The organism is Floridaenema fluviatile BLCC-F154 (assembly GCF_041929135.1).
GTDB classification, from domain to species: Bacteria; Cyanobacteriota; Cyanobacteriia; order Cyanobacteriales; family Aerosakkonemataceae; genus Floridanema; species Floridanema fluviatile.
The window spans coordinates 1-14,145 of record NZ_JBHFNS010000071.1; the positions used below are offsets into that span (position 1 = coordinate 1).

The window sequence follows — 14,145 nt, forward strand, 5'->3', positions numbered from 1 at the left end:
TTGCTCTTTGTTTGGATATAATCTTACCTTTAAACCTATCAACATTTCTCTGTTAATCCGGGAATTAGTAACAGTATAACCTGGGAAAATGTCAAGGTCAAATTATATCGATTCGCTATGCTCAATCTGAGGTTTTGGTCACAATTCATCTCCCGGTAAGCTGCGCTGTACCGGGAGTCTTCTTGCGACATTGAGATAATCCGCAATTAATGAAAGTAGCCAAAGAACTACTGGCTCTGACTTATTGCCATTCTGCTAAAAGATTACCCGAATTAATTGAAGAAATTTTAATAGATTTACCAGGCGGTGAAGACTGGATTAACCGGAAAATTAATTGCCCCTGCGACTAAAGTCGCGGGCTATACAGACAAAACCTGCCTACGCAGGTTTTTGAGTCCGCGAAGGCGGACTTTGTTTGTGTAGTCGCGGTTTTAACCGCCCTGTGTGGTTAGCTTCATTTTAAACAGTAATCTAAAATCCAAAATAGGATTGTTAGCACTCTGGCACGGAGAGTGCTAAATTGACTAATGGAAGTGAGAATGAATTAAATATGGCAAAAATCGTTTCCTTTGATGAAGAGTCGAGACGGGCATTAGAACGGGGTGTGAACGCTCTGGCGGATGCCGTAAAAATTACCTTGGGGCCAAAAGGTCGTAACGTTGTATTAGAGAAAAAATTTGGCGCACCCGATATTGTTAATGACGGGATTACCATTGCTAAGGAAATTGAATTAGAAGATCCCTTAGAAAACACTGGCGCTCAATTGATTCGGGAAGTTGCTGCCAAAACCAAAGACACCGCTGGAGATGGTACCACAACCGCGACTGTGTTGGCACAGGCAATGATTCGCGAAGGCTTGAAAAACGTTGCTGCTGGAGCAAATCCGGTGGCGATTCGCCGGGGAATTGACAAAACTGTGGCGAAATTAGTTGAGGAAATCGCTGCTGTTGCTAAACCTGTAGAAGGAACTGCGATCGCCCAAGTTGCCACAGTTTCCGCTGGTAACGACACCGAAGTAGGCGAAATGATTGCTTCGGCGATGGAAAAAGTTACCAAAGATGGCGTAATTACCGTCGAAGAATCCAAATCTTTGACTACAGAATTAGAAGTAGTAGAAGGGATGCAACTCGATCGCGGTTATATGTCTCCCTACTTCGTCACCAACGGCGAAAGAATGACGGTGGAATATGAAGATGTTCGCATCTTAATCACCGATAAAAAAATTAATTCCATTCAGGATTTAGTTCCCGTTTTGGAAAAAATTGCTCGCTTAGGTAAACCATTATTGGTAATCGCTGAAGATGTGGAAGGTGAAGCTTTAGCAACTTTAGTGGTAAACAAAGCTAGAGGTGTTTTGAGTGCTGTAGCAATTAAAGCGCCGGGATTTGGCGATCGACGCAAAGCAATGTTACAAGATATCGCCGTTCTCACTGGCGGACAAATGATTTCCGAGGAAGTAGGATTAAGCTTAGATACTGTTTCTTTGGAAATGTTAGGAACTGCCCGCAAAATTACTTGTGACAAAGACAGCACCACCATTGTTGCTGGTGGCGAAACTTCCGCAGATGTGCAAAAGCGGATTGGTCAAATTAAAAAGCAGCTAGCAGAAACTGACTCCGACTATGACAAAGAAAAACTGCAAGAACGCATTGCTAAATTAGCAGGTGGTGTAGCAGTAATTAAAGTTGGTGCTCCTACCGAAACCGAATTGAAAAACCGCAAATTACGGATTGAAGATGCTTTGAATGCTACCAAAGCTGCCGTAGAAGAAGGAATTGTTCCCGGAGGCGGAACCACATTAATTCATTTGGCTAAGAAAGTCAATGAATTTAAAAACAGTTTAGATGCCGAAGAAAAAATTGGTGCAGAAATCATTGGTAAAGCACTAGAAGCACCTTTGCGACAAATTGCTGACAATGCTGGTGTTGAAGGTTCAGTAATTGTGGAAAAAGTGCGCGATACCGAATTTAATGTTGGTTACAATGCACTGGATGACAAATTTGAAGATATGATTGCCGCGGGAATTATCGATCCGGCAAAAGTTGTTCGTTCTTCTGTACAAAATGCTGCTTCTATTGCTGGTATGGTGTTAACAACTGAAGCTTTAGTTGTAGAAAAACCTGAGAAAAAAGCTGCTGCTGGTGCTCCCGATATGGGTGGCATGGGCGGCATGGGTGGCATGGGCGGCATGGGCGGCATGGGCGGCATGGGCATGATGTAATGTCACCAAAGTTTAAGTAGAATTAAGGCAGTTTGTCTGTTTAGACAAGCTGCTTTTTTGCTACTCAGATTCCCCCAGATCCCTGAATTCTTGAAGAAGTCGGGGATCTAGCTTTTAAGTTAAGTCTACTGCATAAATTGTGTAAGATCACGCTCAGGTAGTAATTATTTCATCTCAACCAATTATGATAGAAAGACCTTTTGCAACCGCAACACTGGGTATAAATCCTGATATAGAAGAGGAAGAAGAAGAAGATTACTTTGATTACAACTATGATGAACCAGGTAGTCTTCCAGGTACGATCGATCTGCCTTCAGATGCACCACCTCCAGATATTGTGTTGATAGATTACTGTGAAGCTTCAGCTACTAGGTTAAAAATTAACACGCCGGAAGAATGTACTCCTTATTTAGATACTCATTCAGTTTCTTGGGTCGATGTATTAGGATTAGGTAATGAAGAAACTTGGATCAAGCTAAGTAAAGTTTTTAATCTGCACGCTTTAGTTCTAGAAGATGTTGTAAATGTTCCCGAACGTCCAAAGGTTGATGATTTTGACTCACAAATAGTGATCATTGCTTGGATGGTAATGCTCAAAGAAAATGCTCATGGATTTTATATTGAGCAAGTCAGCTTTGTGTTAGGAGAAGATTATTTACTCACAGTACAGGAAGAACCAGATCGCGATTGTTTTGCTCGCGTGCGCGATCGTATTCGTTACAACAAAGGTATCATTCGCCAAAGAAAAGCAGATTATTTAGCTTATGCACTTTTAGATGCAATTATTGATGGTTATTTTCCGGTTTTAGAAGCTTATGGTGAACGTATTGAAGAATTAGAAGATGAAGTAGTTGGTAATCCATCCCGACAGACTTTACAAGAAATCTACAAAATCAGGCGAGAATTATTAGCCTTACGTCGTGCTATTTGGCCTCAAAGAGATACACTTAATACCCTAATTCGAGATGGTAGCAACCTGATTAGTCCAGAAGTGAGAATTTACCTGCGGGACTGTTACGATCACGCAGTTCAAGTGATTGATATTGTAGAAACATACCGAGAATTAAGTTCGGGACTTATGGATGTTTATCTCTCCTCTATGAGCAACAAAATGAATGAAATTATGAAATTACTCACTGTAATTTCCACAATCTTTATTCCTCTAACTTTTATTGCTGGAGTCTATGGAATGAACTTTGATTATATGCCAGAGTTAAAATGGACTTGGAGTTATCCTGCTGTTTGGGGAATAATGATTGCCGTTGCTGGTGGTTTAATTTATTTCTTTTGGCGAAAGGGTTGGTTTGAGAATTTTTCCACAATTCAAGACGATCCAGAAATAGAACTTAGCAGTTCAGTTCCTATACCCAAAATACAACAACTTACTCGGAGAAGATGAACAGGAGGGGGGTTCGTTAACTGTTTTGGGAAGTTAATTAACTTAAAACTTTCCCACCCCCCCATCTCCCCATCTCCCCATCTCTTCTTGGCTATTCGCCAGTAAACTAGATGTAGGAGAGAGTAGGGGTAGGCGGTTGCAGAGTAGCTTTGCTGCTTTGAGGAAAGTCCGGGCTCCCGAAAGACCAGACTTGCTGGGTAACGCCCAGTGCGGGCGACCGTGAGGATAGTGCCACAGAAACATACCGCCAGAATAGGGACTGGGGGCTAGGGACTGGGTGCTAGGGAAGAATTTTCCTAATGCCTAATCCCCAATACTCAATACCTAACTCTGGTAAGGGTGCAAAGGTGCGGTAAGAGCGCACCAGCAACGTCGAGAGGCGTTGGCTCGGTAAACCCCGGTTGGGAGCAAGGTGGAAGGAACTACGGTTGGTCTTTTACCAGTTCCGTCATTAGGTACCGCTAGAGGCATCTGGTAACAGGTGTCCCAGATAGATAACTGCCCTCTTAGCTTGTATAGTTAAGAGAACAGAACCCGGCTTATGACTTACTCTCTCTCTTTTTTATTGGCAAGGAAACAAAAGACAGTAATAATGAATCTCAGCTATCCCCGTCGCCAAAGTCAATTAGAAAGTTTGGTACAAAAACTGGGAATACCTGAAACTGCATCTATTAAGTGGCAGTTATTGGACTTGGCGCTGACTCATCCGACTTTTTCCGCAGAAGCTAATTATGAGCAGTTAGAATTTGTCGGCGATGCGGTGGTGCGGTTAGCAGCAGCAGAATTTTTATGGGAAAATTATCCAGAATCTTCTGTGGGTGATTTTTCTGGTATTCGTGCGGAACTGGTGAGCGATCGCATTTTAGCCCAAATCGCTGATAGTTACGGATTAGAAAGGTATTTGCTGTTAGATAAAAGTGCTGCTGGCGATGTTGCGGGAAGAGAAACTAGATTAGCAGATGCTTTAGAAGCGGTAATGGGTGCGCTCTATCTCAGTACACAAAATTTACAGTTAGTTCGTCCTTGGATCGATCGCCATTTCAAAGATTTAGCGCAAGAAATTCTCTCCGATCCGGCTCGTCATAATTATAAAGCAGCACTGCAAGAACTTACCCAAAGTGTCTACAAAGTTTTACCTATTTATGAAGTTAGAGAAATGAAACGAGTTAAGGGAAGCGTTCAAACATTTAAAGCAGTGGTTAAAGTCAATGACAAAGCTTATGGACAAGGTGAAGGACATTCTAAAAAAGCCGCCGAACAAGCTGCTGCTAAACAAGCTTTTGAGCAATTAAAGGAATCAAATGACTATTAATGTTGCAATTTTAGGTGCTGGACGTTGGGGCGTACATTTGGTGCGAAATTTTTTAGCACTTCCCCAAGTACGGTTATTGGCTGTAGTCGATCCGAATTTGGATCGGTTGGAGGATGTGCGATCGCGCCATCAATTGAATGATAGCGTAGTTCTAGCAACTCAATGGTCAGATGTGCGACAACTACCAGAATTAAATGCTGTAGTAATTGCCACTCCCGCCTCTACTCACTATGAATTAATCACAGATGCTTTGCATTTAGGCTATCACGTTTTAGCCGAAAAACCTTTAACTCTTAACCCTGACGAATCGGAAAAACTTTGCCGTTTAGCAACACAACAACAACGCCAACTTGTAGTCGATCAAACTTACTTGTTTCATCCCGCAGTAGCAGAGGGCAAAAAAGTAATGGAACAAGGAATTTTAGGCGATTTACGCTATGGTTATGCTACCAGAACAAATTTAGGCCCAGTGCGTCAAGATGTTGATGCTATGTGGGATTTAGCAATTCATGATATCGCCATTTTCAACGATTGGTTAGGAGAAATTCCCTCTCAAGTGCAAGCTAGTGGTAAACTTTGGTTGCAACAAACACAGACAATGGAAAACCCTCCAGAGAATCCGCTTTATGACTTAGTTTGGCTGACTTTGACTTATCCAAGTGGTTTCCAAGCATTTATCCATGTTAGTTGGTTGAATTGTGATAAACAGCGTCGTTTAGGTGTCGTTGGTAGTCAAGGGACACTAATTTTTGATGAATTATCAACCACAGGACTTTTATCAATTCAAAAGGGTAATTTTGCTGTTGTTGGCAACAAATTCAATCCTGAAAATCTCAGTTTTGAAGTTGTTAATCTCCCTAAAGTAGAACCGCTAAAACAAGTTTGTGAGCATTTTATCAGTTGTGTTTCACAAAATCAGCCTTCGTCAATTTCTTCTGGCGAGGTGGGAACGAAATTAGTAGAAATCCTCTATGCTTTAACTCAATCATTACAGCAAAGAGGACAACCAATTAAACTAATTTAATCTGAATTTATCTTTCACTCACGGAAGGAACTTCTGTTTTATTATCAGTTTTGTTATTAGTTGATAATTCAGTGGTTCCAGTGGTGAAAAAGCCAGAACTAACTATTGGGATGGTAATTTCTACTGTGGTACCCAAATCTATGCCGGGACTGTGTAAATTAATTGTCCCATCCATTAATGCCATAATTTTACGGGAAATTGCTAACCCTAACCCAGTTCCGCCATACTTGCGAGTTCTCGTTCCATCAGCCATAACAAAGGGACGGAATAATTTGTTTTGTTCTTCAACTGGTACACCAATTCCGGTGTCTTTGACTTTGACTAATACCCGATAATTGTTATTGTTACTTTGTTTATTGGGAATTACTTCTAAGGTAGTAGTAATAGTAATACTGCCTTTTTCAGTAAATTTAACTGCGTTACCGATTACATTGAGGAAAACTTGTTTTAATTTTGCTGGATCGGCTTGAATGATAATTGGTTGTTCTGGTGTAGTAAATAATAGTTGCAAGCCTTTTTGAGTAATATGAATTATTTGTAAGTCGATTACTTCTTGGAGGATCGATCGCAGATCCACCGCTTGCATAACTACTGAAAGTGTCCCGGCTTCAATTTTCGATAAGTCGAGGATATCATTAATAATATTTAACAGGTGAATTGCAGCATCATCAGCTTTTTGTAGTAAGTCTAGTTCTTCTTCGCGATCGTCACAACACCCATCACGTACTAAACGGACGCAACCAATAATAGCGTTTAAAGGTGTCCTTAATTCATGGGAAGTATTCGCCAGAAATTCGCTTTTTAATGTATTAGCTGTTTGTGCTTCTTTCCAAGCTTTTTCTAACTCTTCTGCCCAAATTGTTAATCTCTCAACCATACTGTCCAGCGATTCACTTAAATGATTTAATTCCCGAATTTTAAAGGTTGGACTAACTTTATTTACTGAGCGATCTTTGCCAACATTTAAAGCATATTCGCCTAATTGTTCTAAAGGACGTGCTAAATCACGAGACAAATATAATGTTGCTAATAAAATAGCTGCAACTAATCCTAAAGTAAGAATTAGTAAGACTTGTTTAATTTCTTCCAAGCGATACAAAGCACTATCCATACTAGCAACAGCTAGGATTACCCATTTACTATTTGGTTGTTTACTTAATGGGCTGGGAATAGCTGAATAACCGACTACTGATTCTACTCCTTCATCTTGAAAGTTAGATAAGTGAAGATAATATTGTTGTCCACTCAGCGCATTTCTGAGGATTGCTTGTAGTCGAGAAGCATCTTTTTCTTGGGAGATATTTCTTCCTTCTCGCTCTTTTTGTGGATGTTCTAAAATTGTCCCATCTTGGTCAATTACCACGGTATTACCGTAAAGAGAACCAGAGAGAGTATCTTGTTTTTGGTTCAAGACTGATTTTACAGTTAAAACATTCTGGAGTTGACCAGCATTATTATAAACAGGTGTACTTAAAATTAGTTGTAATTGATTGATATTACCAGGAATATTGTAGTTATTGCTATTTATGGATTCTTTGCTAAACTGAGTCGTTACGTAGACATTAGACAGATCTGGTAGCAAGTCAGTTTGTTTTTCTGCCCATAAATTAGGAGGTAAAGAAATAATTTGCCGATCGCCACAAGTACTAGCAATAACTTTACCTGTTTGAAAATTAGTTAATTGGATACATTGAATTTTAGTTGGTAACTGTGTAGCCAATTGAGAAATAAATTTCCGATCGATCTCACTGGATGAGTTAGACTTAAGAACAGCAGTTTGACTGGCTGCCATTAAGTTAGATTTCAAAGCAGCAATTGATTCTTCAATTCTCTCCCCTTTTCTCACCGCACTTTCTGTTAAATTTTGGCGAGCCGTTTCTAACAAACCAGAACGAGCTTTTTTGTATGTTACGTACTCTCCTACTAATAATACTGGGACGCTCAGTAGTAGAATTCGGGACAGTAAAATGCGGCGGAAAGAAGATTGACCTAGCTTACCCATAGCGAGTCTCTAAAAGATTATAGTTAATGGAAAGTAGTAATTTAGTAGCACACAACCAGACAAGTACTAGGAGTTATATCGCCACGAAGGAAGAATAATAGAATACCTGAAAGTAGACTACTGGTACAGGTTAATGATAATTCACTACGTAACGATCGATAACCATAATTATAGGAAATTTGTCTGCTATTCTTATGCCGAAAATGGGTGAAAGAATTCCCAGACAAATTGTTAAAGTGAAAGGATGGAAATTTTGGTAACAAATCGTCCCTATACCATTGTAGTTCTAGCCATGAGTGCTGATGGTAAAATTGCTGATGTTCAGGCATCTCCTGCCAGATTTGGTTCTGGGGTTGATAAAGCGCACTTAGAAAAGCAGATTGCTTTAGTCGATGGAGTATTATTTGGTGCTGGAACACTGCGAGCATACGGTACAACCTTAATGATTTCCGATCCTGAGTTACTTGAACAACGAGAACTGCAAGGTAAAAAAAGCCAACCTACTCATATTGTGTGTTCGGGTTCAGGAAAAATAGATCCCAAATTGCGCTTCTTTCAACAGCCAGTTCCCCGTTGGTTATTCACTACTATTAAGGGTTCCCAAATTTGGCAAGGAAAAAGAGAGTTTCACAAAGTCTTTGCAATTAAAATGCTAGAAGAGGGGATTAACTGGGTAGCTGCTGGGGAAAAACTCGCAGAATTGGGTTTGCAAAAGGTGGCGGTTTTGGGTGGTGGTAAACTGGTAGCTTCTTTGCTAGAGGCAGATTTAGTGGATGAATTTTGGCTAACGGTTTGTCCGCTGATCTTAGGGGGAGAAAATGCGCCCTCACCAGTAGCAGGGGCAGGTTTTTTGGCAAATTTGGCTCCTAAGTTACAACTTTTATCTGTGAAAACAGTAGACCAAGAGGTATTCTTGCATTATCGGCTGCAACGTTAGCAAAATTGGATTAATTTAAAGAAAGTTTGAACTTTTGCTCCCAATTGGGCCAGATGGTAGAACAAATTAAGCCTCGCTACTCGGTTTCTTGGATTAATCACATTGCCGAAATCCCCCAATCTGAGTGGGATGCTTTAGCAATGCCTTTGAAAACTCCCTTTTTGGAATGGGAGTGGCTGCATAATATGGAAAGTTCTGGTAGTGCTAAGGCACAAACTGGATGGCTACCTAACTATTTAACGGTGTGGCGCGATCGACAGTTGATTGCGGCTGCCCCGCTGTATGTTAAAGGTCATAGTTATGGCGAGTTTGTCTTCGATCATCAGTGGGCAGATTTGGCGAATCGTTTGGGAATTCAGTATTATCCGAAACTTTTGGGGATGACTCCGTTTACTCCGGCAGAGGGGTATCGGTTTTTGATTGCGCCAGGGGAAGATGAGGATGAGTTGACGGAGATGATGGTGAATGCGATCGATCATTTTTGCGATCGCAATCAAATTTCCGGTTGTAATTTCCTCTATGTCGATCCAGAATGGAAACCAGTGATGGAACGTCACGGTTTCTTTAATTGGTTACACCATAGCTACATCTGGAAGAACGAAGGTTTTCAAAGTTTCGATGATTATTTAAAGGTGTTTAATGCTAATCAACGCCGCAATATCAAAAGAGAACGTAAAGCTGTAGAAAAAGAAGGTTTACAAGTTCGCACTTTAACAGGTGAAGAGATTTCTAAACCTTTGTTAAATCAAATGTACAATTTCTATAGTCATCATTGTGACAAGTTTGGTTGGTGGGGTAGTAAATATCTTACGAAAAAGTTCTTTGAGCAACTTTATTCTAATTATCGCGATCGCGTTCTGTTGGTTGCTGCTTATAACGAACAAAATACTCATCAACCAATGGCAATGTCTTTTTGTATTTATAAGGGCGATCGACTTTACGGACGTTATTGGGGTTGTTTCCAAGAAATCGATTGTTTACACTTTGATGCTTGCTACTATACTCCAATTGAATGGGGAATTGCTCATGGCGTGCAAGTTTTCGATCCCGGCGCAGGTGGACAACATAAGAAACGCCGAGGTTTTCCGGCAACTCCTAATCACAGTCTGCACCGCTTCTATCACCCCCGCTTAAGCAAAATTCTTAAGTCTTACATTAGGGAAGTTAACGAAATTGAACAGCAACAAATTGAGGCAATTAATTTAGATATTCCTTTTAGTCAACGGCAACCTCAGTTACAGTTGGAGTTGGAAAATGAGTAGTGTTTTTTAGGGAACCGCGAAGACGCGAAGGACGCAAAGAAGAACGCAAAGAAGAAACGGATAAAAACAGTAGTTTTAGTCGAAATTACTGCTAAATTTGCTATGATGAGTAAGATTGTATTTTGATATAATTTTCCAATTCCCAGTTAATCAAAGTTTTGAAATCATGCCATCTAGTTTGCCAAAAATGACTTTCACGAAAGAAGACCTTGCATTGATTGACGATCGACTTTCCCAACGCGATATTAAGCTTGACCCTGCTGGATATTTTGTGATCTATTTAGATAGAGAAGCCGGACTGATCTGCGCTAAACACTATACTAATGTGATTGATGAACGTGGTTTAGCTGTCGATCCAGAAACCGGAGAAGTGATTCCGGCAAAAGGTAAGGTAGAAAGAACTCACACAACTTTATATACTGGCAGAACTGCCAAAGAAATCTGTGTCAAAATTTTGGAAGAAACTCAGCCCTGCCCTGTGAGTTATTTAGATCATGCTGGTTATTTGGGGCGGGAGTTTGTCCGGGCTGAGTTAGCTTTAGTTACTGGTCAAGAGTATATTCAGGATTAGTGCAGAAATTAAAAAACCTTCTTTGCTTCTGCCTTCTGACTTCTGCCTGACTAGGAACCCATTGATTGATACCAATAGTAGGTTGCCATTGGAATTACAGTGGCAGCAATTAATAAGCCAATTACCCAAATAGTTGAACTGCCAGTATCAGTTTCGTCAGCTTTGGTAAAGGTACTTTCTACTTGTAGATTGTCGGCAACTACAGGGGCACCGGGATCGGGTTTACCTGATAATACTGCGGCGATGCGATCGCTAGCATCCACAAAAGCTTGATTGTATTTGTCACCTTCGCGCAAAGGCACCAGTACCGTTTCGGAAGCAACACTTTCAGCTATTTCATCGGACATCAGGGATTTGACTTTTTCCCCGGTGCGAATTCCGGTAGTGTTGGTTAAAGTGTCGATCGCTAACACAGTTTGATTAGCTTGCGTTTCTGGTGTGGGAAACCACTTTTCAAATAGTCGATCGGTGAAACTTTGGGCGGTTTCGCCATAGTCTAAACGGCGAAAGGTGACAAATCTCACCTCATTTCCGGTTTCCTTTGCCAAATTTTCTAAAGTAGTGTTAATCTGTCCTTCACTAATCCGGCTGAGAACTTCTGCTCGATCGACGATCCAAGTTTGTTCTCCTGCTACTAAACTTGGCATATCATAAGCACCTGTGGCGTTAGCTGGTGTGGCAAAACTCTGCATTGCTAGCAACACTAACGCCAAAGACAAAAACAGACGTTGGAGATATTTTCTCCCAGAATAAATGTGATATAAGAACTGTTGCATGGGATAAAACCTTAAAAAACTTCCCCCAAAAATACTTTATATCTTTTTGAGTCGGGGGCAGAGGGGCAGCGGCGTTAACTATTAACGTAAGTTGCTAGTTAGATCTTAGGCTGTGATTACTACGTTTAGATCCCCCCAACCCCCCTTAACAAGGGGGGCTAAGAAAGAGGCAGATTTGTAACTAGCAACTTGCGTTATTAACAATTGTCTGTTGAAACGCTTTAAGTGCTTCAAGTTTAGAAGCCATCATGACACAACGAGCTAGCAGGTCAATATTTAACTCTGGTAAAATTTCCGATCGCTCTATCTGCTCATATCCAGATTCTTGCAAATGGTAGAGCTTGAGTAAACCATCTTCCCAAAACCAGACTTCCGGGACACCTAAAAGTTTGTCGCGGGTTAATTTGCGATCGCTACCACTAGTAAATATTACTTCTACAACCAGGTCAGGTTTAGTCGCTGTGGCGCTACCGATGGCAAATGATTCGTCAGCTTGCGCGGAAACTTCCTCTTCCTTTTCTTGGGTAAAGCTGCCTAATGGGTTAAATTCAATGTTTTTGGCAAGAAAGTATTGGCAGAGTAAAAATGCAATCATCCGGCTGATTGATTCGTGTTCCGGGGAAACAGTCAAGATTTCAATTTCTCCTTTGTAATAAGCCAGTCTGATTCCTGGTGAGTCAGCAAAGCTTTCCTGAAGTAACTGGAACTGTTGCCAAGTCATCCCAGAGTGGACTAGCCGTTGGTCTTTTGTTTTGTCTAGCGTTACTGCCATGACCGAAATTTCCCTACTCCGATCACCAGCTTACATAACTCGCCTCTGCCTAACCATAGATGAGTTTATATACCTATTCCCCAAAAAGTTTTATCAAAATTTGTTACTAAAATGTAACGAAGTTTAATACAATATAATCATTCGTTAAATAAGTATTTTTGCTCAAAGCCATGATAGAGGCTCAATTTCCCTGGCTGACTGCGATCGTCCTGCTCCCCCTGGTAGCTTCCCTGCTCATCCCCGTATTGCCCGACAAAGAAGGCAAGCGCGTCCGTTGGTATGCGTTGGGCGTAGGTATCGCTGATTTTGTGTTGATGTGCTACGCCTTCTGGAAGCATTACGATCCGAGCAGTGCGACTTTCCAACTAGCGGAAAAGTATGCTTGGGTGCCGCAGTTAGGTATTAACTGGGCGGTTTCGGTTGATGGAATATCCGTACCGCTGGTGCTTTTGGCAGGTTTAGTGACTACTTTAGCGATTTTGGCAGCTTGGCAGGTCGATCGCAAACCCCGCCTATTCTATTTTCTGATGCTGTTACTCTACTCGGCACAGATTGGGGTTTTCGTCGCTCAAGACTTGATCCTGCTGTTCATCATGTGGGAAGTGGAATTAGTTCCCGTTTACTTACTCATCTCCATCTGGGGTGGGCCAAAACGCCGTTACGCCGCTACCAAATTCATCCTTTATACTGCACTAGCTTCTATATTTATCCTCGTAGCAGCCTTAGCAATGGGGCTTTATGGCGGTGGTAATCTCACCTTCGATATGGCAGAACTCGCCACAAGGAATTACCCATTAGTACTAGAACTCTTACTATATGCGGGTTTACTGATTGCTTTCGGTGTGAAACTGGCGATTTTCCCGATGCACACCTGGCTACCTGACGCTCATGGTGAAGCTTCGGCTCCTGTGTCGATGATTTTGGCTGGTGTATTGCTGAAAATGGGCGGATATGGGTTAATTCGCTTGAACATGGAAATGCTCAATGATGCTCATGTTTACTTTGCTCCAGTTTTAGCAATCATCGGTGTTGTCAACATTGTTTATGGCGCGTTGACTTCTTTTGGTCAAACTAACATGAAGCGCCGCCTCGCTTATTCTTCCGTTTCTCACATGGGTTTTGTGTTGCTGGGTATTGCTTCCTACACTGATTTAGGTGTGAGTGGCGCAATGCTGCAAATGATTTCTCACGGTTTAATTGCTGCGGTGTTGTTCTTCTTGGCTGGTGTGACTTACGATCGCACTCATACCCTAGCATTAGATCAAATGGGCGGAATTGGTCAAGCAATGCCGAAAGTTTTTGCACTGTTCACCGCAGGTGCAATGGCTTCTTTAGCACTCCCTGGAATGAGTGGTTTTGCTAGCGAACTCTCGGTTTTCATGGGTGTAACTACAGGCGATATCTACAGTTCTAGTTTCCGCACAGTTACAGTTTTCCTCGCCGCAGTGGGTGTGATTCTCACTCCAATTTACTTGCTTTCCATGCTGCGTCAAATCTTCTTTAACTCTGGTGCAGCACCTACTTGTAATTTGGGTAATGAAACTGTAAAAGCTTCAGGAGATCAAGAGGCTGTGTGTTTTGGTACTAGCTGCGTCTTACCTGCAAATGCTCATTTTAGAGATGCAAGTCCCCGCGAAATCTTCATCGCCGCTAGCTTTTTGGTGCTAATAATTGGGATTGGTTTTTATCCGAAATTAGCTACTAAGTTGTACGATGTAAAAACGGTGGCAGTAAACGCGGAAGTGCGTCAATCTTACACTCAAATTGCCCAAGGTAATCGACAAATTTATGCCCAAGGGTTTTTAAGTTCTCCGCAAATTGTTGAAACAGAAATTGCTACAGTTGCGGGAATTGTGAAATAAGTTTTCT

General features: G+C 41.4%; 12 protein-coding genes and 1 other RNA gene. 10 read left to right on the plus strand and 3 right to left on the minus strand.

From position 1 onward, the window contains the following. The first annotated feature begins 209 nt into the window (after window positions 1-209). The 6 genes from ACE1B6_RS18840 (at window position 210) to ACE1B6_RS18865 (ending at window position 5,956) form a co-directional block, all read left to right on the plus strand. A complete protein-coding gene (locus ACE1B6_RS18840) occupies window positions 210-350 on the plus strand; it encodes a hypothetical protein (RefSeq protein ID WP_413258797.1) in 141 nt (46 codons plus the stop codon). 200 nt (window positions 351-550) lie between these two features. Next, entirely contained in the window at window positions 551-2,221 is a 1,671-nt protein-coding gene (gene groL / locus ACE1B6_RS18845; RefSeq protein WP_413258798.1) for a chaperonin GroEL, read from the plus strand. Between the two features lie 184 nt (window positions 2,222-2,405). Further along, entirely contained in the window at window positions 2,406-3,620 is a 1,215-nt protein-coding gene (gene corA / locus ACE1B6_RS18850; RefSeq protein ID WP_413258799.1) for a magnesium/cobalt transporter CorA, read from the plus strand. 119 nt (window positions 3,621-3,739) lie between these two features. Then, window positions 3,740-4,177, plus strand: an RNA gene (gene rnpB, locus ACE1B6_RS18855) — RNase P RNA component class A. Window positions 4,178-4,212: 35 nt separating this feature from the next. Beyond that, window positions 4,213-4,932, plus strand: a complete 720-nt coding sequence (gene rnc, locus ACE1B6_RS18860) for a ribonuclease III (RefSeq protein ID WP_413258800.1) — start codon at window positions 4,213-4,215, stop codon at window positions 4,930-4,932. After that, a complete protein-coding gene (locus tag ACE1B6_RS18865) occupies window positions 4,922-5,956 on the plus strand; it encodes a Gfo/Idh/MocA family protein (protein ID WP_413258801.1) in 1,035 nt (344 codons plus the stop codon). The genes rnc and ACE1B6_RS18865 overlap by 11 nt, the downstream gene beginning before the upstream one ends. A gap of 7 nt (window positions 5,957-5,963) precedes the next feature. Here ACE1B6_RS18865 and ACE1B6_RS18870 read toward each other — a convergent pair whose 3' ends face one another. Further along, window positions 5,964-7,958: a sensor histidine kinase gene (locus ACE1B6_RS18870; protein WP_413258802.1), complete on the minus strand. Its 1,995-nt coding sequence runs from the start codon at window positions 7,956-7,958 to the stop codon at window positions 5,964-5,966. 253 nt (window positions 7,959-8,211) lie between these two features. Between ACE1B6_RS18870 and ACE1B6_RS18875 the strand changes: the two genes are divergently transcribed. The 3 genes from ACE1B6_RS18875 to ACE1B6_RS18885 all read left to right on the plus strand — a co-directional run bounded on the left by ACE1B6_RS18875 (window position 8,212) and on the right by ACE1B6_RS18885 (window position 10,728). Further along, on the plus strand, window positions 8,212-8,895 hold the full coding sequence (locus ACE1B6_RS18875) for a RibD family protein (protein ID WP_459563060.1): 684 nt from the start codon (window positions 8,212-8,214) through the stop codon (window positions 8,893-8,895). 53 nt (window positions 8,896-8,948) lie between these two features. Continuing rightward, window positions 8,949-10,157, plus strand: coding sequence for a GNAT family N-acetyltransferase (locus ACE1B6_RS18880; RefSeq protein WP_413258804.1), 1,209 nt, complete (start codon window positions 8,949-8,951; stop codon window positions 10,155-10,157). Between the two features lie 187 nt (window positions 10,158-10,344). Then, window positions 10,345-10,728, plus strand: a complete 384-nt coding sequence (locus ACE1B6_RS18885) for a DUF4346 domain-containing protein (protein ID WP_413258829.1) — start codon at window positions 10,345-10,347, stop codon at window positions 10,726-10,728. Window positions 10,729-10,778: 50 nt separating this feature from the next. Here ACE1B6_RS18885 and psb32 read toward each other — a convergent pair whose 3' ends face one another. Together psb32 and ACE1B6_RS18895 are read right to left on the minus strand one after the other, a co-directional pair. After that, window positions 10,779-11,504 (minus strand): photosystem II repair protein Psb32, encoded by a 726-nt coding sequence (psb32, locus tag ACE1B6_RS18890; RefSeq protein ID WP_413258805.1) that lies wholly within the window; start codon window positions 11,502-11,504, stop codon window positions 10,779-10,781. Between the two features lie 181 nt (window positions 11,505-11,685). Continuing rightward, the gene (locus tag ACE1B6_RS18895) at window positions 11,686-12,276 is read right to left on the minus strand and encodes a Uma2 family endonuclease (protein WP_413258806.1); all 591 of its coding nucleotides are present in this window, start codon (window positions 12,274-12,276) and stop codon (window positions 11,686-11,688) included. Between the two features lie 170 nt (window positions 12,277-12,446). Between ACE1B6_RS18895 and ACE1B6_RS18900 the strand changes: the two genes are divergently transcribed. After that, window positions 12,447-14,138 (plus strand): NAD(P)H-quinone oxidoreductase subunit 4, encoded by a 1,692-nt coding sequence (locus tag ACE1B6_RS18900; RefSeq protein ID WP_413258807.1) that lies wholly within the window; start codon window positions 12,447-12,449, stop codon window positions 14,136-14,138. Window positions 14,139-14,145 lie beyond the last annotated feature (7 nt).

Coding starts and splice junctions, on each gene's coding strand:
- ACE1B6_RS18840 (WP_413258797.1), top strand. CDS start 210: ATGAAAGTAGCCAAAGAACTACTGGCTCTGACTTATTGCCATTCTGCT.
- groL (WP_413258798.1), top strand. CDS start 551: ATGGCAAAAATCGTTTCCTTTGATGAAGAGTCGAGACGGGCATTAGAA.
- corA (WP_413258799.1), top strand. CDS start 2,406: ATGATAGAAAGACCTTTTGCAACCGCAACACTGGGTATAAATCCTGAT.
- rnc (WP_413258800.1), top strand. CDS start 4,213: ATGAATCTCAGCTATCCCCGTCGCCAAAGTCAATTAGAAAGTTTGGTA.
- ACE1B6_RS18865 (WP_413258801.1), top strand. CDS start 4,922: ATGACTATTAATGTTGCAATTTTAGGTGCTGGACGTTGGGGCGTACAT.
- ACE1B6_RS18870 (WP_413258802.1), bottom strand. CDS start 7,958: ATGGGTAAGCTAGGTCAATCTTCTTTCCGCCGCATTTTACTGTCCCGA.
- ACE1B6_RS18880 (WP_413258804.1), top strand. CDS start 8,949: ATGGTAGAACAAATTAAGCCTCGCTACTCGGTTTCTTGGATTAATCAC.
- ACE1B6_RS18885 (WP_413258829.1), top strand. CDS start 10,345: ATGACTTTCACGAAAGAAGACCTTGCATTGATTGACGATCGACTTTCC.
- psb32 (WP_413258805.1), bottom strand. CDS start 11,504: ATGCAACAGTTCTTATATCACATTTATTCTGGGAGAAAATATCTCCAA.
- ACE1B6_RS18895 (WP_413258806.1), bottom strand. CDS start 12,276: ATGGCAGTAACGCTAGACAAAACAAAAGACCAACGGCTAGTCCACTCT.
- ACE1B6_RS18900 (WP_413258807.1), top strand. CDS start 12,447: ATGATAGAGGCTCAATTTCCCTGGCTGACTGCGATCGTCCTGCTCCCC.